The organism is Rathayibacter sp. VKM Ac-2856 (assembly GCF_013205055.1).
Classification (GTDB): domain Bacteria; phylum Actinomycetota; class Actinomycetes; order Actinomycetales; family Microbacteriaceae; genus Rathayibacter.
The window spans coordinates 292,342-318,124 of record NZ_JABMLF010000004.1; the positions used below are offsets into that span (position 1 = coordinate 292,342).

Consider the following 25,783-nt stretch of genomic DNA (forward strand, 5'->3'; position numbering starts at 1 on the left):
GCCCTCCGGGCCGCGGGGCGGTCGGAGGGCGGGCTCGAGGGGAGGAGCGGGCGGGTCTAGCGCTCGTCGGGTCCGTTCGTGGGGGAGGGCGCCGAAGTGGCGGTGGCCGTCGCCGTCGGGGTCGGCGTCGGGGCCGGGGCCTCGACGGGGACCGAGAGGGTCGGCGACGCGGGCGACTCGGGCTCGCCGCAGAGCACCGTGTAGGTGATGTCGATCGTACCGGCGGACTCGCCCGCCTGGATCGTCGCGGTGGTCGAGGTGGACGGGTTGGTGCTCGTGACGGTTGCACCCTCGCCGGCGACGGTCACCCGGTAACCGGTCACGGAGGTTCCGCTCGGGCACTGGTTGTAGTTGCTCCAGGTCACGTTGAACGTCTCGCCGGTCTCGACGCTCGAGGCGGCGGGAGTGACGGTCGGAACGGCGGTCGGAGCGCCGGGGACGGCGACCTCGGTGTAGGTCGTGACGACGATCGTGGTGCCCTTGATCACGTTGGCGGTCGGGTTGACCTCCTCGACCGTTCCGATCTGGTCGGAGGCGGGGGCGCTCGAGCCCTCCTCGCGCTGCACGCCCATGCCCAGCTCGGTGAGCTCGGCCTCGACCTCGTCGAACGGGCGGCCGACGTAGTCGGAGGAATTGATCACGACGATGTTCGAGCTCGGCGTCGCCGTGGGGGTCGGCGTCGGAGTCGGGGTCTGCGACGGGGGCTGGCTCGCGGTCGGGCTCGCCGACGGCTCGGCCTCCGCTCCGCCGTTCGCGGTCAGGGCGAAGATCGTGCCGGCGATGACGACGGCGAGGATGACGATCAGGGCGACGAGCGGCCAGGTCCACGGGCTGCGCTTGCGCGGCTCGTCGGCCTCGATCGGCGCGTCCAGAGCACCCGTGGGCGGGTTCGCCGCGAAGGCCGTCGTCGCCGCGCCGGCGCCGAGGACCGTCGTCGCCTGGGTCGCCCCGGCGCTCGAGGAGGGGAGGACGGTGGTGGCCTGGGTGGTCGGCTGGTCGCCGGCGACAGCGGGGACGGCGAGGGCCGCGCCGCGGACGTCTCCCGAGCGCAGGGCCTGGGCGGCGCGCGCGAGGTGGGCGGCCGTCGCCGGACGGTCGACCGGCTTCTTCGCGATGCAGGAGTAGACGAGGTTGCGCACGGGCTCGGCGACCGTGACCGGCAGCTCCGGGGGAGTGTCGTTGATCTGGGCCATCGCGATGGCCACCTGCGACTCGCCGGTGAAGGGGCGGCGCCCGGCCAGGCACTCGTACGCGACGATGCCCAGCGAGTAGATGTCCGTGGCGGGGGAGGCGGGCTGGCCGCTCGCCTGCTCCGGGGAGAGGTACTGCACCGTGCCCATGACCTGGCCGGTCGCCGTGAGCGGGACCTGGTCGGCGATGCGGGCGATGCCGAAGTCGGTGATCTTGACGCGGCCGTCCGGAGTGATCAGCAGATTGCCGGGCTTCACGTCGCGGTGCACGAGGCCGGCGGCGTGCGCCGCGTGCAGGGCCAGCGCCGTCTGCGCGACGATGTCGAGGACCTTGTCGGTCGACAGCACCCGCTCGCGCTCGAGGACCGTGGAGAGCGCCTCGCCGGGCACCAGCTCCATCACGAGGTAGGCGGAGCCGTCCTCCTCGCCGTAGTCGTAGACGTTGGCGATGCCCTCGTGGTTGACGAGGGCGGCGTGCCGCGCCTCGGCGCGGAAGCGCTCGAGGAACCCGGGGTCGCCGAGGTACTCGTCCTTGAGGATCTTGATCGCGATGGTGCGGCCGATGACGAGATCCGTCGCCTGCCACACCTCTCCCATGCCGCCGATGGCGATCCGGGACTGCAGTTCGTAGCGTCCCCCGAAGGTGAGGCCTGATGTGGGTCTCATTTGTTCAGCACCGCCTCTAGTACCTGTTGTGCGATGGGTGCGGCGATCAGGTTGCCGTACCCGGTCTGGCCGAGCCCCCCACCGTTCTCCACGAGGACGGTGATGGCGTACTGCGGATCGTCCGCAGGAGCGAATCCGGTGAACCAGAGGGTGTACGGGTCGTCCCCGCCGTTCTCAGCGGTACCGGTCTTACCGGCCACCGTGACGCCACCTATTGTTGCATTCGTCGCCGCCCCGCCCTGGACGCTGGCGACCATCATGGCCTTCACGGCGTCCGCCGTCTCCTTGCTCACGGCCCGTCCGAGCGACTTCTCCTCGAAGCGCTGGAGCACGCTGAGGTCCTGCGAGCGGATGACGTCGACGAGGTTCGGCTGCATCACCTCGCCGCCGTTCGCGATGGCCGCGGAGACCATCGCGATCTGCAGCGGGGTCGCCCGGACCTCGTACTGGCCGAACGCGGTCAGCGCGGTCTGCGCGTCGTCCGTCGTCTGCGGGTAGGTGCTCGCCTCGACCGACATCGGGATCTCGAGCTCGGTGTCGAAGCCGAACTTCTCGGCCTGGGAGCGGATCGCGTCGGCGCCGAGCTGCACGCCCATCTCGGCCATCGGCACGTTGCAGGAGAGCGACACGGCTGTCGCCAGCGTGACCGTCTCTCCCGAGCCGCAGAGACCGCCGCCGGAGTTCGTCACCTGCGAGCTCGAGCCCGGCAGTGTGTACGCCTGGACGTTCGGGAAGCTCGAGTCGGGCGTGAAGCGGCCCGACTCGAGGGCGGCGGAGGCCACGACGAGCTTGAAGACCGAGCCGGGCGGGTTCAGCGAGCCGCCGATGGCGCGGTTGACGAGCGGCTCGTCCGGGTCGTCGTCGAGTGCGCGGTAGGCGGCGAGCACGTCGTCGGTGTCGTGCGACGTCAGGGCGGTGGGGTCGAAGGTGGGCTTGGACACCATCGCCAGGATGCGGCCGGTCGCCGGCTCGGTGACGACGACGGCCCCGGTGTAGTCGCCGAGCGCGTCGAAGGCGGCCTGCTGCGCGACCGGATCGATCGAGAGCTCGACCGAGGCGCCCTTGGGGTCCTGACCGGAGACGAGGTTGTCGATCTCGTCGAAGAACTGCGAGTTCGAGGTGCCGGAGAGGTAGTCGTTCAGCGAGCGCTCGATGCCGGTGGTGCCCTGGTTGAGCGTGAAGTAGCCGGTGACGCCGGAGTAGAGCGGCCCGTTCGCGTACTGGCGCTGGAACCTGTAGACGTCCTCGGAGGGGGTCGACGAGGCGATCGGCTCCCCGCCGGCGAGGATCGCGCCGCGCTCGGTGGAGAAGCTCTCGTAGAGCGTCCGGGTGTTCCTGGAGTCCTCGGAGAGGGTGTCGGCCTGGAGGACCTGGATGGTGGAGGTGGACACGAAGAGCGCCACGAACATCGCCAGGACGACGAAGCTCACGCGCTTGAGTTCTCGGTTCATCGAAGGGTCACACCACCAGACGCGGCTGATTGCGCACTGTGTCGGACAGGCGGAGGAGGACGGCGACGATCATCCAGTTGGCGACCAGGGACGAGCCGCCCGCGGCGAGGAAAGGCGTGGTCAGGCCGGTGAGCGGGATGACGCGCGTGACGCCGCCGATCACGATGAAGCACTGCAGCGCGATCACGAACGAGAGCCCCACGCCGAGGAGGCGGCCGAAGTCGTCCTGGCCGGCGAAGCCGATCCGGAAGCCGCGCGAGACGAGCAGGAGGTAGAGGCCGAAGATCGCGAACAGACCCGCGAGGCCGAGCTCCTCGCCCAGGCTCGCGATGATGTAGTCGGACTGCGGGACGGGCGTGATGTCCGGCATGCCCTGCCCGAGACCGGTGCCGAGCAGGCCGCCGTGCGCGAGACCGAAGAGGCCCTGCACGAGCTGGTAGCTGCCGCCGGGGTCCGCGCCGTAGCGCTCGGAGCTGAAGGCGTCGAGCCAGTTCGCGAAGCGGTTGCCGACGTAGCCGAGGGTCTGGCTGGCGAGGATCGCGCCGCCGAGGAAGAGGCCGACGCCGATCAGGACCCAGCCGGTGCGGCCGGTCGCCACGTAGAGCATGACGAGGAAGAGGCCGAAGTAGAGCAGCGCGGTGCCGAGGTCGCGCTGGAAGACGATGACGCCCATCGTGACGGCCCAGACCACGAGGATCGGGCCGAGGTCGCGCAGCCGCGGGAAGCGGACCTTGAGGAACGTCTTGCCGACCATCGACAGCGAGTCCCGGTTGCGGACGAGGTAGCCCGCGAAGAAGACCGCGAGGGCGATCTTCGCGATCTCGCCGGGCTGGAAGCTGAAGAAGCTGCCGATGCCGATCCAGACGCGCGCGCCGCTGACCTCGCGGCCGATGAACGGCAGGAGGGGGAGAAGGAGCAGCACGATCGCCGCGAAGCCGGCGACGTAGGTGTAGCGGAAGAGCACCCGGTGGTTGCGGATGACGAGGAGGACGACGATCGCGGCGACGATCGCGAGACCGCTCCAGATGATCTGGCGCACGGCCACCGACTCCCAGCCGGTCGCGCCGTCGGCGATGTCGATCCGGTAGATCTCGGCGACCCCGAGCCCGTTGAGGACGGTGGCGATGGGGAGGAGGAACGGATCCGCCTCGGGTGCAGCGAAGCGCAGCACGACGTGGACGACGAGCACGAGCGCCGACAGGCCGGCGCCGAGCGAGACGAGGGTGGTGTCGACCGCGCCGAGGGCGCCGAGCTGCACCAGCACGATCGCCGAGGCGTCGATCAGGCAGGCCGCGATCAGCAGGAGGAGCTCGAGATTGCGCAGCCGCTGCCGGAGGAACCGGGGCCGCTCGCGGGTGACGGGAGGGGTGGCGGTGGCGGTCACGGTGCTCCGTTCGCATCCGTCAGGCGCTCGACGATGTCGACCGCTCCGGCGTAGGAGTCGGCGCTGATCGTCTGCTCGAGCTGCTCGACGTCGTAGTCGCGGAGGGAGTCGAGGGGGATCCCCGTGTCCTCCTTCACCCCGGAGAGCGAGAGCGGTCCGACGGACTGCTGGATGCCCTGGTAGATGATCACGTTCTGGCCGTCGGTGCCGACGTAGAAGCGGGACTGCGTCCAGTCGTACGCGAGCAGGACTCCGAGGAAGCCGGCGATCAGCACGAGCGAGAGTCCGACGAGCCAGGTGATGCGTCGGCGCAGGTGCCGGCGGCGGTCCTCCTCGATCAGCTCGTCGAGGTAGTCCTCCGAGGCGGGCTCGAAGTGGGTCGGGCCCTGCGCGGCCGGGGCGCGGGTGTGCAGCCGGAGGCCGGGGATGCGGATCCGGTTCTGCGAGTCGTCGGTGCTGATCGGGGTGGGGGCGGCGGCGGAGCCCACGATCACGGGCGCGGAGACCGGGGCGAGGATCTGCGCGGTGTCGCCGGCTCCCGGGATGTCGAGGATGACGACCGTCACGTTGTCCGGCGCGCCGTGCGACAGGCTGTCGCGGATCAGGCGGTCGGCGACCTGCTGCGCGGTCTCGTCGCGCGAGAGCTCCTTCTGGATCTCGTCGTGCGGCACCACGCCGGAGAGGCCGTCGGAGCAGATCAGCCAGCGGTCGTGCGGCTCGGTCTCGAGGGTGAGGGTGTCGATCTCGGGGTTCGTGTGCACGTCGCCGAGGACCCGCATGAGGACGGAGCGGCGCGGGTGCGTCATCGCCTCCTCCTCGGTGATGCGACCGGAGTCGACCAGGCGCTGCACGAAGGTGTGGTCGGTGGTGACCTGCTCGAGCTTGCCGTCGCGCAGCACGTAGATCCGGGAGTCGCCGATGTGCGCGATCGCGACCGACTCGCCCACGCGGACGATCGCGCTGACGGTGGTGCCCATGCCGGTCAGCTCGGGGTGGTCGACGACGGCGTCGGCCAGCATCGTGTTCGCGGCGAGGAGCGTGCGCTTGAGCTCGTCCTCGGCCTCGTAGGTGGAGGCGTAGGTGCGGTCGGCCTGCGCGATGCGCGTGATCGCGATGGAGGAGGCGACGTCGCCGCCCGCGTGCCCGCCCATGCCGTCGGCGACGACGAAGAGCTGCCGGCCCGCGTAGCCGGAGTCCTGGTTGTTGGAGCGGATCCTGCCGACGTGCGAGACGGCGGCGCTCTCGCGCGTGACGCCCGTCTCCGCGGCGCTGTCGGGTGTGGCTGCCACGCGCTACGACCGCCGCAGCTCGAAGGTCGTCGTGCCGACCTTGACCGGGGTGTTCAGCGGCACCTTGGTGGGCGCGCCGACCCGGCGGCCATCGAGGAACGTGCCGTTCGTGGAGTCGAGGTCCTGGATCATCCACTCGTCGTTCCAGATCAGGAGGCGCGCGTGGTGGGTCGAGGTGTAGTCGTCGCGGATCACCAGCGCCGACTCCGAGGAGCGGCCGATCGTGAGCGGCTCGCCGTTGAGCTCGAGCTCCGTGCCGCGCTTGGGGCCCGAGGTGATGACGAGCCGCTGCGCGGAGTGCACCGTCGCGACGCCGCCGGAGTCGGTCCGCTCCTCGCGGGAGCGCCGCGCGGACGGGGCGGACGGCTGCGGCGCCGCGGCGGGGGCGGCCGCCGGAGCGACGACGGGCTGGGCCGCGGTGACGAACGGGGCGGCGTCCTGCCCGGCGGCCGGCTGCTGGCCGGCCGGGAGCTTGCGCACCCGCTGACCGAACAGGTCGGAGCGCAGCGCGTAGACGATTCCGAACACGAAGAACCACAGCAGCGCGAGGAACGCGATGCGCAGGAGGAAGAGAGTGAGCTCGCTCATAGCCGGTCGTCCCAGAATCCCTCGGAGGAGCGCCCGGACGGACCGGACGGCGAGCGGTCGGCGCGCGCGGGTGCGGCGCCCTGGACGACGCGGAAGACGATCCGCGTGCGTCCGATCGAGATGGTCTGGCCGGGCGAGAGCGGCGCCTGGGTGACGGGCCTGCCGTCGAGCTTGGATCCGTTGGTGGAGCCGAGGTCGTGGACCTGGGCGCGGACGCCGTCCCAGAGGATCTCGACGTGCTTGCGCGAGGTGCCGGAGTCGTCGACGGTGATGTCGGCGTCGCTGCCGCGGCCGATGACGGTCCGGGACTTCGTGATCGGGTACCGCTTGCCGTCGATCTCGAGCGCGGGGTTCGACGAGACGACGCCCTTGACGCTGCGGGAGTCGACCTCGACCATCCCGGCGCTGAGCGACTCGTCGGCGGCGAGGGAGATGTCGATCGGGCCGGAGAAGCGGAAGCCCTGCTTCTTGGCGTGCTCGGTGGCGACGGTGGTGAGCTCGTCGATGAGCGTCGGGCCCATCCGCTCCATCCGGTCGAGGTCGGCGGCGGACATGCGCAGGGTCAGCTGGTTGGGCACGAGGATGCGGTCGCGGGTGACGACGGCCGCGGTGGTGTCGAGCTCCCGGCGGAGGGCGGAAGCGAGCTCGACCGGCTGCAGACCCGACTTGAAGGTCCGAGCGAACGCGCCGTTGACGACGCGCTCGAGTCCCTTCTCGAAGTTGTCCAGAATGCCCACAGTCTTCCGATCTTCCGTTTCTTCGCCTCTCGGCGGTCGCGTGCGGATCGAGGTGTCTGCGCGCCCGGTCCGCTTCCGATCTCCTGTCTGCGCCGCGCACGGCTACGGGCATGTTACTGGGATGCTCTGCGTACGGCCTCCCCGAGGGGCTTTCGGGGTGCGGGCGCCGGGTTGTCCGCGAGCCGGAGGAGCTGCGCGAAGGCCGGTGGAGCGGGCGCGGTTTCGGGTCTCGGCGCGGGGATGCTAGTCTTTCTCGTCGGTGCTTCGGTGCCGTTGGTGAGCGCGAGTGGCGGAATAGGCAGACGCGCACGGTTCAGGTCCGTGTGCCCGAAAGGGCGTGGGGGTTCAACTCCCCCCTCGCGCACCAGAGACAGCCCCCGACCGGATCCCGGTCGGGGGCTTCGTCGTTCCCAGGGGCCGCGTCGTCCCCTCCCCTCCCGCGAGATGCCACTTGTGCACGCTTTTCGCGGCGTGTCGCGTGCACAAGTGGCATCTCGCGAAGAGGGAGGGGCGGGGGTCAGCGGCGGGTGAGCTCGACGACGGGGATGGTGCGGGTGGTCTTGGCCTCGTAGCCCTTGAAGCCGTCGGAGGCGTCGGTGAAGCGCTTCCAGGCGGCGTCGCGCTCGGCGCCCTCGAGGGTGCGGGCGCGGACGGGGACGGTGCCGTCGTCGGGCGTCTCGATCTCGGTGTCGGGGTTCGCCTCGAGGTTGTGGAACCAGGCCGGGTGCTTCGGAGCGCCAGCGGCGGAGGCGGCGATCAGCCAGACGTCGTCGGAGGGGTGCAGGCCCATCAGCGGGGCGATGCGCTCCTCGCCGGAGCGCGCGCCGGTGTGGTGAACGAGGACGAGGCTTCGGCCGAAGCCGGCCGTCGTGACCGTGCCGCCGTTCGCGCGGAACTCGGCGATGATCTGCTCGTTGAAGTCGGCCATGGTCGTGCTCCTCGACGTCGGGTCAGGCGCGGGCGCCGAGAGCGTCCGTGCGCGTGCCGGGGCCGGAGGAGGCGGACGGTTCGGATCCGCCCGCCGCCGCGGGATCCGCGAGCGCGCGACGCCAGGGTAGCTCCGCGGCGCCCACCAGCTCCAGCCTCGATCGCAGCGCCGCGCGCTCGATCCGCACGCCCCGGGCGAGGTCGCTGAGCGCGCGGGCTGAGACCCGCGCGGCCAGGCGCTCCCGGTCGACCGTGAGCAGGGAGCCGAGGAAGCCGCCCAGGACGACCGCGGTCGGGTTGAAGAGGTTGATGTACGTCGACAGACCCTCGGCGAGCAGGTCGACCTGCCGGGCGACCTCGGCGAGGACGGCGGGGTCGCGGGAGGTGCCCAGCGCGATGTCGAGCTCGTCCTGGTCGAGGACGCGGGCGCCGAGCACGTCCAGGAGCGAGCGCATCCGGACCTCGGCCTCGAGGCAGCCGTGCCGTCCGCAGCCGCAGAGGCGGCCGTTCGCGGCGACGAGGGTGTGGCCGAGCTCGGCGGCGAAGCCGGAGGAGCCCTGCAGTGGGACGCCGCCGATGATGACGCCGCCGCCGATCCCGCTGGCTCCTCCGCTGACGTAGACGACGTCGGCGACGCCCCGCGCGGCGCCGAAGAGGGACTCGCCGATCGCGCCGAGGGTCGCGTCGTTGCCGACGGAGACGGGGAGGTCGAGGGCCCGGCCGAGCTGCGAGGCGAGGTCGACGTCGCGCCAGCCCAGGTGCGGGGCGCGGTGCACGAAGCCGGAGTCGGCCTGGACGAGCCCCGGCACGGCGACGCCGACGCCGAGGAGGACGCGGTGGGTCTCGCTCTCGGCGCGGAACCCGGCCACGATGCCGCTGACCACCCGCACGACGGTCGCGGGGCTCGCGGGCTTCGGAGTGTCGAAGCGGACCCGGCGCAGCAGATCGCCGTGCAGGCCGACCAGCCCGACGATGATCGCGTCGGTGTCGAGGTGCACGCCGACCACGGCGGCCCGTCGGCCCGGCACGACCGTGGCGCTCGGCCGGCCGATGCGGCCGTCGGAGGCCGCCGTCTCCTCCTCGACCCAGCCGAGCTCGCTCAGCTCGCCGACCAGGTTCGCCACGGCCGAGCGGTTCAGGCCCGTCAGACGGCCCAGCTCCGCGCGGCTGATCGGCCCCGAGCGGTGCACCAGGGTCGCGATGGCGGCGAGGTTGTGCCGACGGAGCAGAGCGTTGCTCGATGCTCCGACTGCTCCTGCCATGCTGCTCAGCCTCTCGTCGGCGCGGTGGGGCACCGGTCCGGGGATGCGCTCGGGCGCGTGCCCTCCGGGGAGAGCGCGCGCCCGAGCACGGTGCAGGGAGGAGAGAAGGCTAGCGCCCGCCCGCCCTCCTCTTGTTGAAGATGTCGAACGCGACGGCCAGCAGGAGCACGAAGCCCTTGATCGCCATCTGCCAGGCGGCGTCGACGGAGAGGATCGACAGGCCCATGTTGAGCACGCCCATCACGAGACCGCCGATGACCGCTCCGATCACGGTGCCGACGCCGCCCTGGACGGCCGCGCCGCCGATGAAGACCGCGGCGATCGCGTCGAGCTCGTAGTTCTGACCGGCGGAGGCGACGGCGCCGCCGGCACGGGCGGTGCTGACGATGCCCGCGACACCGGCGAGGGCGCCCATGTTCACGAAGATGAAGAAGTTGACCCACTTCGTCTTCACGCCGGACATCATCGCGGCGAACAGGTTGCCGCCCATCGCGTAGATGTGGCGGCCGAAGACCGTCCGGCCGAGCACGAAGCTGTAGGCGAGGATCAGCACGGCGAGCACGATCAGGATGATCGGGGTGCCGCTGTAGCCGGCCAGCAGCCAGGCGAGCGCCATGACCGCGACGACCGTGACGGCCGACTTCGCCCAGAGGGCGCCGATCGGCTCGCGCGGGAGCTCGAGGCGGCGCAGCGTCGCCCGGGAGCGCAGCTGCTGGACGACGAACACGACGCAGACGAGCAGGCCGAGCACCAGGGTGAGGGCGTCGCGGCCGGCGATGCCGCCGAGCACGCCCGGCAGCCAGCCGGCGCCGATCGCGGTGAACTCGGTCGGGAGGCCGTTGATCGTGCCGCCGGTGAGCAGCACCAGGGTGAAGCCGCGGAAGATCAGCATGCCCGCGAGCGTCACGATGAACGCCGGTATGCCGACGAAGGCGACCCAGAAGCCCTGCCAGGCGCCGACGGCGGCGCCGGTGACCAGGGCGACGACGACGGCGGCCCACCAGGGCAGGCCCCAGTTGTTCATCGCGATCGCCGAGATGGCGCCGACCATGGCGACGACCGAGCCGACCGAGAGGTCGATGTGGCCGGCGATGATCACCATCACCATGCCGATGGCGAGGATCAGGACGTACGCGTTCTGCTGGATCAGGTTGTTGACGTTGCCCGGCAGCAGGAGGCGGCCGCCCGTCAGGACCTGGAACAGCAGGATGATGATCGCGAGCGCGGCGAGGATGCCGTACTGGCGGAGGTTGATGTTCAGTCGGCGTGCGCGCTTGGGCGGCGTCGACGGCGTGCTCGCCGGCGTGCCGCTCGGGGCTGTCGTGGTCGTGGCGCTCATCGGGCCTGTTCCTTTCCGGCGGTCATGTAGTGCATGAGGTGCTCCTGGGTGGCGTCGGCACGGTCGATCTCGCCCGTGATGCGCCCCTCGGAGATGGTGTAGATCCGGTCGGCCAGCCCGATCAGCTCGGGCAGCTCGGACGAGATGACGACGACCGCCTTGCCCTGGGCCGCGAGCTCGTTGATGATGCCGTAGATCTCGTACTTGGCTCCCACGTCGATGCCTCGGGTGGGCTCGTCGAGGATCAGCACGTCGGGACCCGAGAAGATCCACTTCGAGAGGACGACCTTCTGCTGGTTGCCGCCCGAGAGCTTGCCGGTGACGGCGGAGACGCTCGGGGCCTTGATGTTCATCTTCGAGCGGTACGAGTCGGCGACCTTGTACTCGCGGTGCTTGTCGATCACGCCGAGGCGGGCGAGTCGCGACAGCGCCGCAGCGGACACGTTGACGGTGATGTCGCCGATGAGGTTGAGGCCGTAGCGCTTGCGGTCCTCGGTCGCGTAGGCGAGGCCGTTGCGGATCGCCTCCTCGACGGTGCGGGTCTGGATCTCCTTCCCGTCCTTGAAGACGCGTCCGGAGATGCCGGTGCCGTAGCTGCGGCCGAAGATGCTCATCGCCAGTTCGGTGCGCCCGGCGCCCATCAGGCCCGCGAAGCCGACGATCTCGCCGGCGCGCACGGTGAAGGAGGCGTCCTCGACGACGACCCGGTCGATGTCGACCGGGTGGTGCACCGTCCAGTTCTCGACGCGGAGCTTCTCCTCGCCGATCTGCGGATCGCGCGGCGGGAACATGCTGTTGAGGTCGCGGCCGACCATCGCGCGGATGATGCGGCTCTCGGAGGCGTCCTCGCCGGCCATCGCGAAGCTCTCGATGGTGCGGCCGTCGCGGATGATCGTCACCGTGTCCGCGATGGCGCGGATCTCCTTCAGCTTGTGGCTGATGATGATGCAGGTGATGCCCTGGCGGCGCAGCTGGTCGATCAGGCCGAGCAGGTGGTCGCTGTCCTCGTCGTTGAGAGCGGCGGTGGGCTCGTCGAGGATGAGGAGCTTCACCTCCTTCGCGAGCGCCTTGGCGATCTCGACGAGCTGCTGCTTGCCGACGCCCAGCTCGAGGATCTTCGTGGCCGGGCTCTCGGCGAGGCCGACGCGGGCGAGCAGCTTGGCCGCCTCCGCGTTCGTGGCGTTCCAGTTGATGACGCCGCGGGTGGACTTCTCGTTGCCGAGGAAGATGTTCTCGGCGATGGAGAGGTAGGGGCTCAGCGCGAGCTCCTGGTGGATGATGACGATGCCGTCGGCTTCGCTGTCGTTGATCGAGCGGTACTGCGCCTGGCGGCCCTCGAACTCGATCGAGCCGTCGAAGCTGCCGACGGGGTAGACGCCCGAGAGCACCTTCATGAGCGTCGACTTGCCGGCGCCGTTCTCGCCGCAGATGGCGTGGACCTCGCCCGGCTGGACCGAGAGCGAGACCCCGTCGAGGGCGCGGACGCCGCCGCCGAACTCCTTGACGATGTCGCGCATGATGAGGATGGGACTGGCCAACAGGGCCTCACTTCGTTGTGCAGAGGATGGGTGGGGACGCGGGGAAGAAGGGCGGGGTGGGGGAGGATCACTCCTCCCCTGCCCCGCCCGACCGATCAGAGTCCGACGTCGCCGGCCTTGAGGAAGCCGGAGTCGATGAGGGTCGACTGCACGTCGTCCTTGACGACGACCTGCGGCTCGAGGAGGTAGGACGGGACGACCTTCTCGCCGTTGTCGTACGTCTCGGTGTCGTTCACCTCGGGCTCGTCGCCCGCGACGATCGACTGCACCATCTGGAAGACGCGGTCGCCGAGGGTGCGGGTGTCCTTCCAGACCGTCATCGACTGCTCGTCGGCGAGGATCGCCTTGACGTTCGCCTTGTCGGCGTCCTGTCCGGTGATGATCGGGTAGTCGGCGCCGGGCGCGTAGCCGGCCGACTTCAGCGAGGCCTCGATGCCGATGGCCAGGCTGTCGTTGGGAGAGAGGACCACGTCGACCTTCTGGTCACCCGTGTAGAAGGAGGAGAGGCGGTTGTCCATCTCGGACTGCGCCTTGTCCGAGGCCCAGCCCTGGATGCCGATCGAGGCCCAGTCGTCGTCCGAGGCGGGCGACTTGCCGGACGGGACGACGAGCTTGCCGCTCTCGATGTAGGGCTGCAGGACGTCCCACGCGCCGGAGAAGAAGAACTTCGCGTTGTTGTCGTCGGGGCTGCCGGCGAAGGGCTCGAGGGTGAACGGACCCGCGGCGTTCGCGAGGTCGAGGGTCGACTCGATGTACTGGCCCTGGAGCTGGCCGACCTTGTAGTTGTCGAACGTCGCGTAGTAGTCGACGTCGGCGGTGCCGTTGATCAGGCGGTCGTAGGCGATGACGGTCGCGTTCTGCTTCTTCGCCTCGGCGAGGACGGGGGCGAGGGCCTCGCCGTCGATGGCCGCGACCACGAGGATCTTCGAGCCGCCGGCGATCTGGTTCTGGATCTGCGAGATCTGCTGGTCGGTCTTGTTGTCCGCGTACTGGAGGTCGACGGTGCAGCCGTCGCCCTCGAGCTGGGACTGGAGGCCTTCGCCGTCGTTGATCCAGCGCTCGAGGCTGCGGGTGGGCATCGAGATGCCGACGGTGCAGTCGCCCTCGGCGCCGGCGCCTGCAGCGGCGCCGCCCGAGTTGGCGGGGCTCGCGGAACAGGCCGCGAGGCCGAGGGAGATGATGCCGGCGGCGGCCAGCGTGGTGATGCTGCGGGAGAACTTCATGGAGTGCATTCCTCTCTGAAAGCAGTGTCCGAGGATGAGGACGGCGCGAGAGCGTGCAGGTGGGAGCACGTCGTCGTGTCGTCGCCCGGGAGGGCGGGGAAGCCCCGAGGGGCTTTGTCCACGGAGACAACATATTGGGCGATCCCCGCTCTGTAAAGCGCGGAGGCCGACGGATCGGCAGCGTTGCCGAACCGTGATCTTCCGAGGGGGACCCGCGCCAGTACTAGGGGAGACCGCTCTCAGAACGAGCGGTGCGCGACGGACGCGAGCGCGGGGGAGCGCGGTCGGGGGCCGCGTCGGAGGGAGTCGTCGAGCCGCGGCAGTGGCACGGAAGGGGGGCTGCTCGGGCCGGATCGCGGGCGCCGACGGCTCCTAGGCTGCGAGGACGACGGACCACTGACCCACCGCGAAAGAGGACGACATGACGACCCAGCCCGAGAATGACAGCGCAACCACCGGAACCTTCCGGCGCCGGGACGGCCTCGCGGTCGCCTGGACCGCTCCGGTGCTCGCCGCGGCCGTGAGCGCACCGGGCGCTGCTGCCTCGACGGTCCCGCCGGAGGACCCCGGACCCTTCGTCGGCCTCCGCATCCTGCCGAGGGGAGCCCTGTTCTCCATCGAGGTGAGCGTGGGCACCATCGCCGAGTCCTTCACCCCGGTGGTGCTGCCCGTGGAGGCGCGGGTGGACATCGTCTCGGAGCAGGACGTCGAGGGCTGGGGGCAGGGCGTGGTGGTGGACAGCCCTCGCACCGGGCACATCCTGATCCCCGCGGGCGAGTACCGGAGCGCGGTGTCGGTCTCGCTCTCCGGCGGGAGGAAGTTCCAGGTCAAGCAGGCCGTCCCCACCTCGACGAGCAGCCTGAGCACGTCCCCGACCGGCACGTACCGCGTGACCGCCACCGTGACCAGGGGCCCGGTCTACACCGGGACCGAGGGGGACATCATCGCGACCCTCGGTGCTACGAGCCAGACCGTCTCGATCACCGTCTGACCGGAGTGCCGCCGGGCGCGACGCTCGCGTCGTCGGACCCGGCGGCACCCGGCCGCCCGGTCGGTCGGCCCGTCAGAGCCAGCGGCGCACGCCCGGTCGTTCCAGGGCGTCGGCCAGGGTGCCGTGCCGGCTCCGCACGACGCGGAGGAGGGCGGTGGTGACGGTGATCCGCGAGCAGGTCCCGGCGATGGCCAGGACGACGCCCGAGAGCAGTGCCATCACCGGGTACTCGTCGATGAGCTGATCGGCCGACCAGTACATCAGCAGCGTCGCCAGCGACGCGAGAGCGACCGGCGCGGTGAGGATCCCCGCGATCAGCGCAGCGCCCAGCCCGATCTCGACGACCGGGGTGACGAATCCGAGGAGAGCCGAGTGATCGTGCAGAGCAGTGGACGCGAAGAACCGGAAGTACTCGGGCACCCGGTCGTTGTCGACGGCTCCGGAGGCGACGAGCAGGATGTCGGAGCCGCCGAACCCCGAGCGGAGCTTGATCGCGCCCTCGTTGATCCAGAGGACGCCCAGGGCGACGCGGACGGCGGCGCCGAGGGCCGCGGCCGCCCAGCGCCACCCGGACCGGCTCACGAGAGCTTCGCGGCGCCGAACACGGCCTTGGCCTTGTCGCAGTGAACGACCACGTAGCCGTAGTCGCCGGCGTTCTCGACCGAGAAGGACTGCGTCGCCGTGTCGAAGGAGACCTCGCCGATCTCGAGCCCGGCGCTCACGGCCTTCTCGTCCGTGCCGTTCGTGAGGTAGAGGTGCAGGTCGGGGCCCTCGTCGGAGGAGAAGCCGCTCAGGTCGACGGTCGTGCCGTCCACTGTCGCGGTGCCGGCGACCGTCTTGCCGTTGAGGCCCTCGAAGTCGCCCGCGCGGCTCTCGCCGACCGGCGCGAGGGTCGACGGCTCCGCGGTCTTCGCGGCGGCGGTGCTGGAGCCGGTGGACGACTGCGACGCGGTGCCGGTGCTGGGAGCGCAGCCGGTGAGCAGGCCGGCGACGAGCACGACTCCGGCGATCGCCTGGGGGAGCGGGTGTCGGGACATGGGGTGTTCCTCTCGTTCTCGAGGTCTCCCGGACGGGATGTCCGGGAGACGGGGGACGGCGACCGGCGGGGGGCCGGTCGCGACCTCGGGCGGGCCGCTGGGGAGGATGGGCACGGTGCGGCCCGCCCGAGGAGTGCGGACGGGTCAGCTCACCTTCGAGATCGCGCAGGACCTGTAGCCCGAGTTCGCGTTGACCTGCACGTTGTAGGAGTGGCCGGCCTCGAAGGTGTAGCCCGCGCCGAGAGGGCAGGAGTACTGCACGCCCGGGGCGCCGACGTCGCTCTGCGAGGAGTAGCCGTTGATCAGCACCTGCGAGGCGGCGAAGGACGTCCGGCCGCCGGCGAAGATCGAGTCGAGGCTGCTGCTGTCGATCACGTACGGGGTCGCGGGGTTCCGCGACGAGGCCGAGGTGCCGTAGGACTCGTTCGCGCCCGGGCTGAGCGCCGTGCCCCACTTGTTGCCGAAGATCCAGTACTGCGAGTCGACCACGAGCGTGGCCGAGGCGTAGGCGCCGGAGTCGGGGCTGTCGGGGCCGGTGTTGCTCACCTGCAGGAGGAAGTAGGGCGAGGGCGCCGGCGGGGTCGCCCCGAAGAGCGCGACGCTGAAGGCACCGGGAGCGGCCGAGGCGTCACCCCAGGCGGAGGGCGCGTAGTCGTTGTTCAGCGACCACTGCATGACGCCGGCGACGTGGCCGTAGAGCGCGGGCTCCTGCGCCATCGCCTTCCACTGGGACGCGAGGCTCGCCAGCACCGCGGCCTGGTCGTACGCCGCGGCGCCCGATCCGCCGAAGACGTTGTTCGCGGTGCCGCTGGCGCCGGCGTTGCTGACCTGCCCGATCACGATTTTCGTGCGATCGGCGATGCAGAGCGAGGTCGCCCCGGAGCAGTCGGGTCGGACCGCGCTGTTCAGGGCGTCGCCGATGGTGCTGAAGAACCGCGGATCGCTCTCGCCGACTCCGCCGACCGTCCAGCCGCCGGTGTTGTACGTCTGCGCGAGCAGGTAGTCGACCGTGCCGGAGGCGACGAGCGGGCCGAACTGGTCGTTCGCGCCGTCGTGGACACCGGAGGTGAGGGTCAGGTTCGTGGGGGACGCGGGGTCGACGTCGGTCCCGCTGCTCAGGTAGACCTGCGGGGCGACCGCGAGCGAGAGGCCCGCGCCCGTGACGGTGGCGCCGAGGGCGCTGATCGTCTCGGCGTCGATGCCGTTCTCGAGGTCGAGGTCGACACCGGTGATGCTGCCGCCGGTGAGCTTCGCGTTGTAGTCCTCGATCTGGGCGAGCAGCCGGGAGCCGACGGCGCTCGCCGTCCCCGTGTTCACCGTGTCGCGGGTGACGGTCTGACCGCCCAGGCTGAGCAGGTTCACCGTCCCCTTCTCCTCGTGGTCGATGACCTTCTGCATCGCCGCGAGGACGGCGGGATCGGCGGTGCTGCCCGCCGGGTCGGCGAAGGCGAAGACGATCACGTTCGAGGCCGCGATGCCGGCGGGGTCGATCTGGGCCAGCGAGCCCGTCGCTCCGAGCTGGAGGTAGGAGACGCGGAGGCCGGGGACGCTCGCGGCGGTGTCCGCGACGGCGGACGGCGCGGGCCCGCCCACGACGATCGCGCTCGGAACGGCCACTGCGGCGGCGACGGCCACTGCCGCCAGGAGGCGGTTCAGTCGTGTTCTCATCTCGGATTCCCTTTCGCTGGGGGGCAGGGCGAGCGGTGGCCGAGGCGGGCGACGCCCTCGGCCGGTCCGGTGGATCGGAGCGCCGGCTGCCCCGGTCGTCCTCCGAATGGTGCGCCCCTCGGGCCGCCCGCCGAAATGCCTGGCACAGACGAGTGGAGTTGGCAGGAAAAGCCGATGACGCTCGATGGCCAATGGTCGAATCCTGAAAGCCCTCTCCATTCATGTGGACGTATAGAAAGGTCGATAGCTGTGTATAGAAAGACAGCCATCCGCAGAAAGCCGGGGAAGTGCGATGGCGGAGATCGGCGGATTCGGCGCGTAAGCGCGGAAATGGCGCCGGACTTGAAGAATGCGCCTTTCCTGCTGTTACACTCACCGCTCGGTCGGCCTGCAGGAATCCCCGTTCACCGGGTGGATACGCGGGCAGCGGCTATGAGAAATCACATGTTCTGGCGACGCGGGCATGTGGCGAGCGGATCCCGATCCCGGGCGCTCTCAGCACTCCTCGAGACGATTGAGCACTCATGAAAGACGCACTGCGGTCCACGGACTCCCCCCTCAGGCCGGGCGCGCCCTGCCGCATCGATCGGCAGCGCTTCAGCGGCCCCGGTGCCGAGAAGGCGATCAGCGAGTGGATGGGAGCCGGGGAATTCCATCCGCGCAGTCGAGAGGCGTTCGAGGCCGAGTCCGAGCGCCTGATCATCGACCAGGTGAGTGCCCAGCGGATGACCGCTCGCGCCAATTACTTCACCTCTCCGGAAACCGGTCCGGGTGACTCCACGAGAAGGGATCGGGTCGAGATCGTCGCCCTCATCGAGGGCGAGTGCTTCATCTCGGTCGGCACTCAGCGCTATCGCCTCACCCGCGGCTGCATCGGCGTGGCGGGCGGTGGCGAGGCGGTGTCGTCCGAGACCTACGACGTGAGCGAGTGCGTCTACGTCAGCCTCCCGGTCGAGCAGCTGAGCGAGCGCTTCCGGGCCTCGGTGCCGCTCTACGGGCTGGAGGTCCTCTCGCCGCCGCGGCTCATGCGCCTCTTCCAGACCCTCGCGCACGACCTCGCGACGCAGGACTCGATCGCGCCCGAGGCCTTCCGCGCGCAGATGGCGCAGATGACGGGTCTGATCGAGGCGTCGCTGGCGAACAGGGCGCACCTCGCCGTCGGCGACCTGGAGCGGATCAAGCTCTCCCGCGAGCACGTCGAGGGCTACGTGCGCGATCACATCGCCCAGCGCGACCTGGGCGTGGGCGTCCTGGCCGAGGTCTTCCACACCAGTCCCCGCACGATCCACCGGCTCTTCGCCAGCGACGGCCCGACCCTGTCCGAGTACATCCGGACGAGCCGGCTGACGGCGCTCGCGGCGGAGATCAGCGCGGCCGACAGCCCCGACGGCTTCGACGTGCTCGCCGCCCGGTGCGGCCTGCACGAGTACGTCACGGCGGCCCGGCTGTTCCGCAAGGAGTACGGCCTGACGATGCGCCAGTTCTGGAAGGCCTACCGCCTGAACGGCTGAGCCGGGAGCGCCTCCGGCTCGTAGAATCACCCTCGGCTCGGCGGAACGCCGCGATCCCGCGAGCCGGAGCCGATCTCGCGAGCCGAGGGTGGAGGCCGGAGCATGACGAAGGGCCGCCTGCGCGTGCTGCTCGGAGCGGCGCCCGGCGTCGGCAAGACCGTCGCGATGCTGGAGGAGGGCCACCGGCTGGCCGCCGAGGGCCGCGACGTCGTGGTCGCCGTCGTCGAGACGCACGGCCGCGCCGCGACGGCCGCGCTGGTCGAGGGTCTCGAGGTCGTCCCGCCGCGGGTCGCGATGCACCGCGGGACGCGGCTCGAGGAGATGGACCTGGAGGCGGTGCTCGCCCGCCGGCCCGAGGTCGCCCTGGTGGACGAGCTCGCGCACACCGACGCCCCGGGCTCGCGGAACCGGAAGCGCTGGGAGGACGTGGCCGTGCTCCTGGAGGCCGGGATCACGGTCTTCTCGACGGTCGACATCCAGCACGTCGCCTCGCTGAACGACGTGGTCGAGTCGATCACCGGAGTGCCCCAGCGCGAGAGCGTCCCGGACGCCGTGCTCCGCGCCGCCGACCGGGTGGAGCTGGTCGACCTCGCTCCGCAGGCCCTGCGCGACCGGCTCGCCGCCGGCCTGGTCCACCCGCCGGAGCGGATCGACGCGGCGCTCTCCCACTACTTCCGCCTCGGCACCCTCACGGCGCTGCGCGAGCTCGCCCTGCTCTGGCTGGCCGACGAGGTCGACAGCGCTCTCCGCGACTACCGCGGCGAGCACGGCATCGACAGCACCTGGGAGGCGCGGGAGCGCGTCGTCGTGACGCTTACCGGGGGGCCGGAGGGGGAGACCCTGCTGCGGCGCGGTGCGCGGATCGCCGCGCGCGCCTCCCGCGGCGACCTGCTCGCCGTGCACGTGCTGACGCCGGACGGGCTGCGGACGCCGCGGCCGCAGCTGCTCGAGTCGCAGCGGGCGCTGGTCGAGTCGCTCGGCGGCAGCTACCACCAGGTCGTCGGCGAGGACGTGCCGCGCACCCTCGTGGAGTTCGCGCGCTCGGTGAACGCCACGCAGCTGGTGCTCGGCGTGAGCCGGCGCAGCCGCCTCGCCGCGGCGCTGACCCCCGGGATCGGCGCGACCGTGGTGCGCGAGTCGGGCGACATCGACGTGCACATCGTGAACCACGCGGCGGCCGGGCGGACGGCGGTGCTCCCGCGGATCGACGGTGCGCTGACCGTGCGGCGCCGCCTCCTCGGCGCGGCCGTCGCGCTCGTCGGCGGGCCGCTCGTCACCTGGTTGCTCTCGGGACTGCGCAGCGACGAGTCGATCACGAGCGACGTCCTGGCGTACCAGCTGCTCGTCGTGCTCGTCGCGATCGTCGGCGGACTCTGGCCGGCGCTGTTCGCGGCCGTCCTCTCGGCGCTGACCCTCGACTACTTCTTCGTCGATCCGCTCTACACGGTCACGGTCGCGGAGCCGCTGCACGCGCTGGCACTCGTGCTCTTCGTGCTCAACGCGGTGCTGGTGAGCGCCGTGGTCGACCGCGCGGCCCGCCGCTCGCGCGCGGCGAAGCGCTCCGGCGCCGAGGCGGAGATGCTCGCGACGATCGCGGGCGGGGTGATCCGCGGGCAGGGCGCGCTTCAGGCGATCCTCGAGCGGGCGCGGGAGGCGTTCGGCCTCGCGGGCGTCCGACTCGTGCGCGACGGAGTGGTCGTCGCCGCCGACGGGGAGCCGCGCGCCGACGCGGAGCCCGCGCGGATCGCGGTGGGCCCGCACGCCGAGCTCGAGCTGCACGGCCGGGAGCTGGAGGGCAGCGAGCGGCGGCTGCTGCAGGTGGTCGCCGCTCAGCTCGACGCCGTGCTCGAGCACGCGGCGCTGAGCGAGACGGCGAGCTCGCTGGCTCCGCTGGCCGAGACCGACCGGATGCGCAGCGCGCTGCTCTCGGCGGTCAGCCATGATCTGCGCCGGCCGCTCGCCGCCGCGACCGCCGCCGTCTCGGGGCTGCGCTCGCGCGACGTCGAGTGGAGCGACAGCGACCGGTCGGAGCTGCTCGCGACCGCCGACGAGAGCCTCACCACCCTGGGCTCGCTGGTCACCGATCTGCTCGACGTGACCCGGCTCGAAGCGGGGGTGCTCGCGGTGTCGCTCGCGCCGCTCGACGCGGTCGACGTGGTGCTGCCCGCCCTCGACGAGCTGGGACTCGGGCCGGCCGAGGTCGATCTCGACCTCGATCCCGACGGGCCGGAGCTGCTCGCCGACGGGGTGCTGCTGCAGCGGGTCGTGGTGAACCTCCTGGCGAACGCGGTGCGCCACGCGCCGGCGGGGACCCGGGTGCGCGTCTCGACCAGCGTCTTCGGCGGGACGGCGCAGCTGCGGATCGTCGACCACGGCCCGGGGATCCCGATCGAGCGCCGGGAGGAGGTCTTCGTGCCGTTCCAGCGGCTCGGCGACGACGACAACACGACGGGGCTCGGGCTCGGGCTCGCGCTGTCGAAGGGCTTCACCGAGGGCATGGGCGGGACGCTCGAGGCCGAGGACACCCCGGGCGGCGGGCTGACGATGGTGGTGACGCTGCCGGTGGTGGCGCTGCCGGTCGTCGCCGACGACCGTGCGGCAGGCGAGACCGTCGCCGCCGAGACCGATGCCTCCGGAGGAGCCGCATGAAGATCCTGATCGCCGACGACGACCCGCAGATCCTCCGCGCGCTGCGGATCACGCTGACCGCGCGCGGCTACGAGGTGGTCACCGCGGGCGACGGGACCGAGGCGATCAACCGGGCGGTCGACGAGCGGCCGGACCTCTACATGATCGATCTGGGCATGCCGCGGCTGAACGGGGTCGAGGTGATCCAGGCGCTGCGCGGCTGGACGAGCGCGCCGGTGCTCGTGGTGTCGGGGCGCACCGGGTCGGCCGACAAGGTCGGCGCCCTCGACGCCGGCGCGGACGACTACGTGACCAAGCCGTTCTCGATGGACGAGGTGCTCGCGCGGATCCGGGCGCTGTCGCGTCGCGTGCAGCCGGCCGAGGGCGAGCCGCTGGTGCGGATCGGCGACGTGACCGTGGACCTGGCGGCGAAGAGCGCGATGCGCGACGGCGCGGCCGTGCGGCTGACGCCGACCGAGTGGCAGGTGCTCGAGATCCTCGTCCGCAACGCGGGCCGGCTGGTCACGCGGCGCTCGCTGCTCGACGAGATCTGGGGGCCGACGCACGTCACCGACACCGGCTACCTCCGGCTCTACCTCGCGCAGCTGCGCAAGAAGCTCGAGCCCGATCCGGCGCACCCGCGGTTCCTGCTGACGGAGGCGGGGATGGGGTACCGCTTCGTGCCGGGCGAGGACGCGGCGGCGCGGTAGGGGATCTCGATACGCCGGCGTCGCCGGCTACTCGATCAGCATGGCTCGGGGCCCTGCCCGGACGCGGGGGGACAATGGAGGGACCCCAGGAGAAGGAGACCACCGTGGATCAGCCGCGCATGAACGTCGAGTCGTTCAACCTCGATCACCGCACCGTCGCCGCGCCCTACGTGCGCCTGGCCGACGCGAAGACCCTCCCGGCCGGTGACCACCTCGTCAAGTACGACGTGCGCTTCACCCAGCCCAACCACGGGCACCTCGAGATGCCGACCGTGCACTCGCTCGAGCACCTGTTCGCGGAGAAGTCGCGCAACCACTCCGACCGCGTCGTCGACTTCTCGCCGATGGGCTGCCAGACCGGCTTCTATCTGATCCTGCAGGGCGAGCCGGAGCTCCCCGAGGTGCTCGACCTCGTCGAGTCGACCCTCCGCGACATCACCGAGGCCACCGAGGTGCCCGCCGCGAACGAGACGCAGTGCGGCTGGGGCGCGAACCACTCGCTCGAGGGCGCGCAGGACGCGGCGCGCACGTTCCTCGCGAAGCGCGACGAGTGGGAGCAGGTCACCGCGTGAGCGGAGTCGGGGCGATCGTCCTCGTCGCGATGGACGAGGAGGCGGAGCCCTTCCTCGCGGCGGCGGGCGGCGGGCCGGAGCCGGTGGCGGTGGGCAACTCGCTGCAGTGGGAGCTCGAGGTCGGCGGCCGCTCGGTGCTGCTCGTGCGGACGGGCGTCGGTCTCGTCAACGCGGCCGGCGGGCTGACCGCGGCGATCCTCCGCGTCGGCGGTGCGCCGCTGGTGATCAGCGCCGGATCGGCGGGCGGACTGGGCGCGGAGGTGCGGGTCGGCGACGTGGTCGTCGGCGACGAGTACGTGCAGACCGACGCGGACGCGCAGGCGTTCGGCTACGCGATGGGGCAGGTGCCGGGGATGCCCGCGCGCTACTCCGGGCACGGGTCGGCGCTCGCCGCGGACCTCGACGCGACGATGCCGGACGGCTCCGCGATCACGGTGCGCCGCGGGCTGATCGTGTCGGGCGACGTCTTCGTGTCCGGGGAGCACGTCGCGCGGGTGCGCGGGCTGTACGACGGGGCGCTCGCGACCGACATGGAGTCGGTGTCCCTCGCGCAGACCGCGTTCGTGCACGGGCTGCCGTTCGTGTCGGTGCGCGGGATCTCGGACCTCTGCGAGCCGGGGTCGTTCGAGGCGCACGTGGATGATGCGGCCGATCGGTCGGCCGCGGTGGTGCGGGTGCTGCTCGGGGCGGTGGGGTGAAGGGGGTGTCGGGACGCGCCTGCGGGGGTGGTCGGACAGCGTGGGTCTCGATACGCCCCTCTGGGGCTACTCGACCAGCATGATCGATTCGCCCGTGGGGGAGGGGTGATCGAGCAGCATGATCGATACGCCCGTGAGGGCTGGTCGACCAGCGCGGAGGGGGCGTTCGGCGGGATAGTAGGGGGGGCGCAGAGCGCGCCCGTCACCGTCGAGGAGAACACCGTGAAGTACATGCTGATCATGCGCGCGACCGACGCCGCCAAGGCCGCATACGCGGAGATCCCGTTCGACGAGATCATCACGCGGATGGGGCAGTACAACGAGGCGATGATCACCGCGGGCGTCCTGCTCGCGGGCGACGGTCTCGCGGACGACGTCGCGACCTCCGGCTTCGTCGTCGACTTCTCCTCCGAGCCGCCCGCCGTCGCCGACGGGGCCTACGGCGCGACGCACGAGCTGTTCAACGGCTTCTGGATCATCGAGGTCGCCTCGAAGGACGAGGCGAAGGAGTGGGCGCTGCGCTGCCCGCTCGTCCCCGGCAACAAGCTCGAGGTGCGCCGCGTCACCGACGAGAGCGACTTCGCGGACTTCGCCGACAACGAGTACCTCCAGAAGGAGGCCGGCTGGCGCGAGGAGGAGAAGGCGCGCGCCGAGCGCGACTGACGTTCCCGCCGGGGGTCAGCCCTCGGTCACCACGCCCGCCTCGACGTGCCACTGGCGCGTCAGCTGCACGGTCTCGAGCATGCGGCGGTCGTGGGTGACCAGCAGCAGCGTGCCCTCGTAGGCCTCGAGCGCCTGCTCCAGCTGCTCGATCGCGGCGAGGTCGAGATGGTTGGTCGGCTCGTCGAGCACCAGCAGATTGGTGCCGCGGGCCTGCAGCAGCGCGAGGGCCGCGCGGGTCCGCTCGCCCGGCGAGAGCTCGCCGACGGGGCGCGAGACGTGGTCGGCCTTCAGCCCGAACTTCGCCAGCAGCGTGCGCACCTCGGCGGTCGGCCACTCCGGCACGAGCGCCTCGAAGGCGTCGGCCAGGGGCACGTCAGCGGCGAGCATCGCGCGCGCCTGGTCGATCTCGCCGATCGCGACGCTCGCGCCGAGCGAGGCGCCGCCCTCCTCCGGGGCGGAGCGGCCGAGGAGGAGCGACAGCAGCGTCGACTTGCCGGCGCCGTTGGGCCCGGTGATGCCGATGCGGTCGCCGGCGTCGACCTGCAGCGATACCGGGCCGAGGGTGAAGGTGCCGCGGCGGGCGACCGCGCCGTTCAGCGTCGACACGACCGAGCTCGAGCGCGGGGCGCTGCCGATGGTGAAGGCGAGCTGCCACTCCTTCCGCGGCTCCTCCACCTCCTCGAGGCGCGCGATGCGGCTCTCCATCTGGCGGACCTTCTGGGCCTGCTTCTCGCTCGACTCGACCGAGGCCTTGCGGCGGATCTTGTCGTTGTCGGGCGCCTTCTTCATCGCGTTGCGGACGCCCTGGCTCGACCACTCCCGCTGGGTGCGGGCGCGCGAGACGAGGTCCTCCTTCTTGTCGGCGAAGTCCTCGTACTTCTCGCGGCGCTGGCGGCGCGCTGTCTCGCGCTCCTCCAGGTACGCGTCGTAGCCGCCGCCGTAGACCGTCGTGGTGCCCTGCGCGAGGTCGAGCTCGAGCACGCGGGTGACGCTGCGGGCCAGGAACTCGCGGTCGTGGCTCACGAGCACCACTCCGCCGCGCAGGCCCCGGACGAACGCCTCGAGCCGCTCGAGGCCGTCGAGGTCGAGATCGTTGGTCGGCTCGTCGAGCAGCACGATGTCGAAGCGCGAGAGCAGGAGGGCGGCGAGGCCGACGCGGGCCGCCTGCCCACCGGAGAGCGAGGTCATCAGGGAGGTGGCGGCGACGGCGCTGGGCGTGCCCTGGCCGCCGGCGCGGCCCGTCGAGTCGAGCGCGAGGCCGAGGTCGGCGAGGACGACGGGGGTCCGCTCGTCGAGGTCCGCGGCGCCGCTCGCGAGCCAGCGGTCGAGCGCGAGGGCGTAGCGGTCCGCGATCCGTCCGTCGGGGTCGGGCTCGGCCAGCGCCGAGGCGGCCTCGTCGAGCTCGGCCGACGCCTCCGCGGCACCGGTGCGCCGGGCGATGTAGGCGGCGACCGTCTCGCCCTCGCGGCGCTCGTGCTCCTGGGGCAGCCAGCCGACGAAGGCATCGCTTGGGGCGAGCACGACGCTGCCCTCGAGCGGGGCGGTCTCGCCGGCGAGGATGCGCAGGAGGGTCGACTTGCCCGCTCCGTTCGCACCGACGACGCCGACGACGTCGCCCGGGGCGACCGTGAGATCGAGGCGGTCGAACAGGGTGCGGTGCGCATAGCCTCCGGAGAGGCCCTTGGCGACGAGGGTGGCGGTCACCGGTCCA

Annotated in this window: 22 protein-coding genes and 1 tRNA gene; 8 read left to right on the top strand and 15 right to left on the bottom strand. The window is 71.5% G+C overall.

What is annotated here, in order from left to right; genetic code table 11:
- Window positions 1–56 precede the first annotated feature (56 nt).
- From HQQ82_RS14330 to HQQ82_RS14355, 6 genes are read right to left on the bottom strand one after another with little or no spacing between them, the layout of a single operon-like run.
- Window positions 57–1,856 (bottom strand): protein kinase, encoded by a 1,800-nt coding sequence (locus tag HQQ82_RS14330; RefSeq protein ID WP_173234344.1) that lies wholly within the window; start codon window positions 1,854–1,856, stop codon window positions 57–59.
- Window positions 1,853–3,307 (bottom strand): penicillin-binding protein 2, encoded by a 1,455-nt coding sequence (locus HQQ82_RS14335; protein ID WP_173234346.1) that lies wholly within the window; start codon window positions 3,305–3,307, stop codon window positions 1,853–1,855. The genes HQQ82_RS14330 and HQQ82_RS14335 overlap by 4 nt, the downstream gene beginning before the upstream one ends.
- A gap of 7 nt (window positions 3,308–3,314) precedes the next feature.
- Window positions 3,315–4,691: an FtsW/RodA/SpoVE family cell cycle protein gene (locus tag HQQ82_RS14340; RefSeq protein ID WP_173234347.1), complete on the bottom strand. Its 1,377-nt coding sequence runs from the start codon at window positions 4,689–4,691 to the stop codon at window positions 3,315–3,317.
- Window positions 4,688–5,980 carry a Stp1/IreP family PP2C-type Ser/Thr phosphatase gene (locus tag HQQ82_RS14345; RefSeq protein WP_173234349.1) on the bottom strand — a complete coding sequence of 431 codons (1,293 nt, stop codon included), beginning with the start codon at window positions 5,978–5,980 and terminating at the stop codon, window positions 4,688–4,690. Before HQQ82_RS14345 ends, HQQ82_RS14340 begins: the two co-directional genes overlap by 4 nt.
- A 3-nt stretch (window positions 5,981–5,983) precedes the next feature.
- Entirely contained in the window at window positions 5,984–6,568 is a 585-nt protein-coding gene (locus HQQ82_RS14350) for an FHA domain-containing protein (RefSeq protein WP_173234351.1), read from the bottom strand.
- Window positions 6,565–7,305 carry an FhaA domain-containing protein gene (locus HQQ82_RS14355; RefSeq protein WP_173234353.1) on the bottom strand — a complete coding sequence of 247 codons (741 nt, stop codon included), beginning with the start codon at window positions 7,303–7,305 and terminating at the stop codon, window positions 6,565–6,567. The genes HQQ82_RS14350 and HQQ82_RS14355 overlap by 4 nt, the downstream gene beginning before the upstream one ends.
- Window positions 7,306–7,585: 280 nt before the next feature.
- On the opposite strand from HQQ82_RS14355, the gene HQQ82_RS14360 reads away from it, so the two are divergent.
- Window positions 7,586–7,672 (top strand) — tRNA-Leu (locus tag HQQ82_RS14360).
- A 150-nt stretch (window positions 7,673–7,822) separates the two neighbouring features.
- Here the strand turns inward: HQQ82_RS14360 and HQQ82_RS14365 are convergent.
- The 5 genes from HQQ82_RS14365 to chvE all read right to left on the bottom strand — a co-directional run bounded on the left by HQQ82_RS14365 (window position 7,823) and on the right by chvE (window position 13,603).
- Window positions 7,823–8,233, bottom strand: coding sequence for a nitroreductase/quinone reductase family protein (locus HQQ82_RS14365; RefSeq protein ID WP_173234361.1), 411 nt, complete (start codon window positions 8,231–8,233; stop codon window positions 7,823–7,825).
- Between the two features lie 22 nt (window positions 8,234–8,255).
- Window positions 8,256–9,494, bottom strand: a complete 1,239-nt coding sequence (locus HQQ82_RS14370; RefSeq protein WP_173234363.1) for an ROK family transcriptional regulator — start codon at window positions 9,492–9,494, stop codon at window positions 8,256–8,258.
- Window positions 9,495–9,603: 109 nt separating this feature from the next.
- Window positions 9,604–10,833, bottom strand: coding sequence for a multiple monosaccharide ABC transporter permease (gene mmsB, locus HQQ82_RS14375; RefSeq protein ID WP_173234364.1), 1,230 nt, complete (start codon window positions 10,831–10,833; stop codon window positions 9,604–9,606).
- Window positions 10,830–12,350: a multiple monosaccharide ABC transporter ATP-binding protein gene (gene mmsA / locus HQQ82_RS14380; protein ID WP_173234688.1), complete on the bottom strand. Its 1,521-nt coding sequence runs from the start codon at window positions 12,348–12,350 to the stop codon at window positions 10,830–10,832. Before mmsA ends, mmsB begins: the two co-directional genes overlap by 4 nt.
- Before the next feature lie 116 nt (window positions 12,351–12,466).
- Entirely contained in the window at window positions 12,467–13,603 is a 1,137-nt protein-coding gene (gene chvE, locus HQQ82_RS14385; protein WP_173234366.1) for a multiple monosaccharide ABC transporter substrate-binding protein, read from the bottom strand.
- Window positions 13,604–14,015: 412 nt separating this feature from the next.
- Here chvE and HQQ82_RS14390 point away from each other — a divergent pair, with 412 nt between their 5' ends.
- Window positions 14,016–14,585 (top strand): hypothetical protein, encoded by a 570-nt coding sequence (locus tag HQQ82_RS14390; protein ID WP_173234368.1) that lies wholly within the window; start codon window positions 14,016–14,018, stop codon window positions 14,583–14,585.
- A 72-nt stretch (window positions 14,586–14,657) separates the two neighbouring features.
- Here the strand turns inward: HQQ82_RS14390 and HQQ82_RS14395 are convergent, their stop codons facing one another.
- From HQQ82_RS14395 to HQQ82_RS14405, 3 genes are all read right to left on the bottom strand, one after another.
- Window positions 14,658–15,167, bottom strand: a complete 510-nt coding sequence (locus tag HQQ82_RS14395; protein ID WP_173234370.1) for a DoxX family membrane protein — start codon at window positions 15,165–15,167, stop codon at window positions 14,658–14,660.
- Entirely contained in the window at window positions 15,164–15,622 is a 459-nt protein-coding gene (locus tag HQQ82_RS14400) for a DM13 domain-containing protein (RefSeq protein ID WP_173234372.1), read from the bottom strand. Before HQQ82_RS14400 ends, HQQ82_RS14395 begins: the two co-directional genes overlap by 4 nt.
- A gap of 144 nt (window positions 15,623–15,766) precedes the next feature.
- Window positions 15,767–17,290, bottom strand: a complete 1,524-nt coding sequence (locus tag HQQ82_RS14405) for a hypothetical protein (protein WP_173234374.1) — start codon at window positions 17,288–17,290, stop codon at window positions 15,767–15,769.
- Window positions 17,291–17,925: 635 nt separating this feature from the next.
- Between HQQ82_RS14405 and HQQ82_RS14410 the strand changes: the two genes are divergently transcribed.
- The 6 genes from HQQ82_RS14410 to HQQ82_RS14435 all read left to right on the top strand — a co-directional run bounded on the left by HQQ82_RS14410 (window position 17,926) and on the right by HQQ82_RS14435 (window position 24,072).
- On the top strand, window positions 17,926–18,801 hold the full coding sequence (locus HQQ82_RS14410) for an AraC family transcriptional regulator (RefSeq protein ID WP_173234376.1): 876 nt from the start codon (window positions 17,926–17,928) through the stop codon (window positions 18,799–18,801).
- 102 nt (window positions 18,802–18,903) lie between these two features.
- Entirely contained in the window at window positions 18,904–21,450 is a 2,547-nt protein-coding gene (locus tag HQQ82_RS14415; protein WP_173234378.1) for a DUF4118 domain-containing protein, read from the top strand.
- On the top strand, window positions 21,447–22,139 hold the full coding sequence (locus tag HQQ82_RS14420) for a response regulator (protein ID WP_173234380.1): 693 nt from the start codon (window positions 21,447–21,449) through the stop codon (window positions 22,137–22,139). Before HQQ82_RS14415 ends, HQQ82_RS14420 begins: the two co-directional genes overlap by 4 nt.
- A 74-nt stretch (window positions 22,140–22,213) precedes the next feature.
- A complete protein-coding gene (locus HQQ82_RS14425) occupies window positions 22,214–22,711 on the top strand; it encodes an S-ribosylhomocysteine lyase (RefSeq protein ID WP_254073005.1) in 498 nt (165 codons plus the stop codon).
- The gene (gene mtnN / locus HQQ82_RS14430) at window positions 22,708–23,409 is read left to right on the top strand and encodes a 5'-methylthioadenosine/S-adenosylhomocysteine nucleosidase (RefSeq protein ID WP_367947952.1); all 702 of its coding nucleotides are present in this window, start codon (window positions 22,708–22,710) and stop codon (window positions 23,407–23,409) included. The genes HQQ82_RS14425 and mtnN overlap by 4 nt, the downstream gene beginning before the upstream one ends.
- Before the next feature lie 222 nt (window positions 23,410–23,631).
- A complete protein-coding gene (locus tag HQQ82_RS14435) occupies window positions 23,632–24,072 on the top strand; it encodes a YciI family protein (protein WP_173234694.1) in 441 nt (146 codons plus the stop codon).
- 15 nt (window positions 24,073–24,087) lie between these two features.
- Here HQQ82_RS14435 and HQQ82_RS14440 read toward each other — a convergent pair whose 3' ends face one another.
- Entirely contained in the window at window positions 24,088–25,776 is a 1,689-nt protein-coding gene (locus tag HQQ82_RS14440; protein WP_173234382.1) for an ABC-F family ATP-binding cassette domain-containing protein, read from the bottom strand.
- Window positions 25,777–25,783 lie beyond the last annotated feature (7 nt).

What these genes read in the sequence shown, in the direction of transcription:
- HQQ82_RS14330 (WP_173234344.1), bottom strand. Translation starts at nt 1,856, where the DNA reads ATGAGACCCACATCAGGCCTCACCTTCGGGGGACGCTACGAACTGCAG.
- HQQ82_RS14335 (WP_173234346.1), bottom strand. Translation starts at nt 3,307, where the DNA reads ATGAACCGAGAACTCAAGCGCGTGAGCTTCGTCGTCCTGGCGATGTTC.
- HQQ82_RS14350 (WP_173234351.1), bottom strand. Translation starts at nt 6,568, where the DNA reads ATGAGCGAGCTCACTCTCTTCCTCCTGCGCATCGCGTTCCTCGCGCTG.
- HQQ82_RS14365 (WP_173234361.1), bottom strand. Translation starts at nt 8,233, where the DNA reads ATGGCCGACTTCAACGAGCAGATCATCGCCGAGTTCCGCGCGAACGGC.
- HQQ82_RS14370 (WP_173234363.1), bottom strand. Translation starts at nt 9,494, where the DNA reads ATGGCAGGAGCAGTCGGAGCATCGAGCAACGCTCTGCTCCGTCGGCAC.
- mmsB (WP_173234364.1), bottom strand. Translation starts at nt 10,833, where the DNA reads ATGAGCGCCACGACCACGACAGCCCCGAGCGGCACGCCGGCGAGCACG.
- mmsA (WP_173234688.1), bottom strand. Translation starts at nt 12,350, where the DNA reads ATGCGCGACATCGTCAAGGAGTTCGGCGGCGGCGTCCGCGCCCTCGAC.
- chvE (WP_173234366.1), bottom strand. Translation starts at nt 13,603, where the DNA reads ATGCACTCCATGAAGTTCTCCCGCAGCATCACCACGCTGGCCGCCGCC.
- HQQ82_RS14390 (WP_173234368.1), top strand. Translation starts at nt 14,016, where the DNA reads ATGACGACCCAGCCCGAGAATGACAGCGCAACCACCGGAACCTTCCGG.
- HQQ82_RS14400 (WP_173234372.1), bottom strand. Translation starts at nt 15,622, where the DNA reads ATGTCCCGACACCCGCTCCCCCAGGCGATCGCCGGAGTCGTGCTCGTC.
- HQQ82_RS14405 (WP_173234374.1), bottom strand. Translation starts at nt 17,290, where the DNA reads ATGAGAACACGACTGAACCGCCTCCTGGCGGCAGTGGCCGTCGCCGCC.
- HQQ82_RS14410 (WP_173234376.1), top strand. Translation starts at nt 17,926, where the DNA reads ATGGGAGCCGGGGAATTCCATCCGCGCAGTCGAGAGGCGTTCGAGGCC.
- HQQ82_RS14415 (WP_173234378.1), top strand. Translation starts at nt 18,904, where the DNA reads ATGACGAAGGGCCGCCTGCGCGTGCTGCTCGGAGCGGCGCCCGGCGTC.
- HQQ82_RS14420 (WP_173234380.1), top strand. Translation starts at nt 21,447, where the DNA reads ATGAAGATCCTGATCGCCGACGACGACCCGCAGATCCTCCGCGCGCTG.
- HQQ82_RS14425 (WP_254073005.1), top strand. Translation starts at nt 22,214, where the DNA reads ATGGAGGGACCCCAGGAGAAGGAGACCACCGTGGATCAGCCGCGCATG.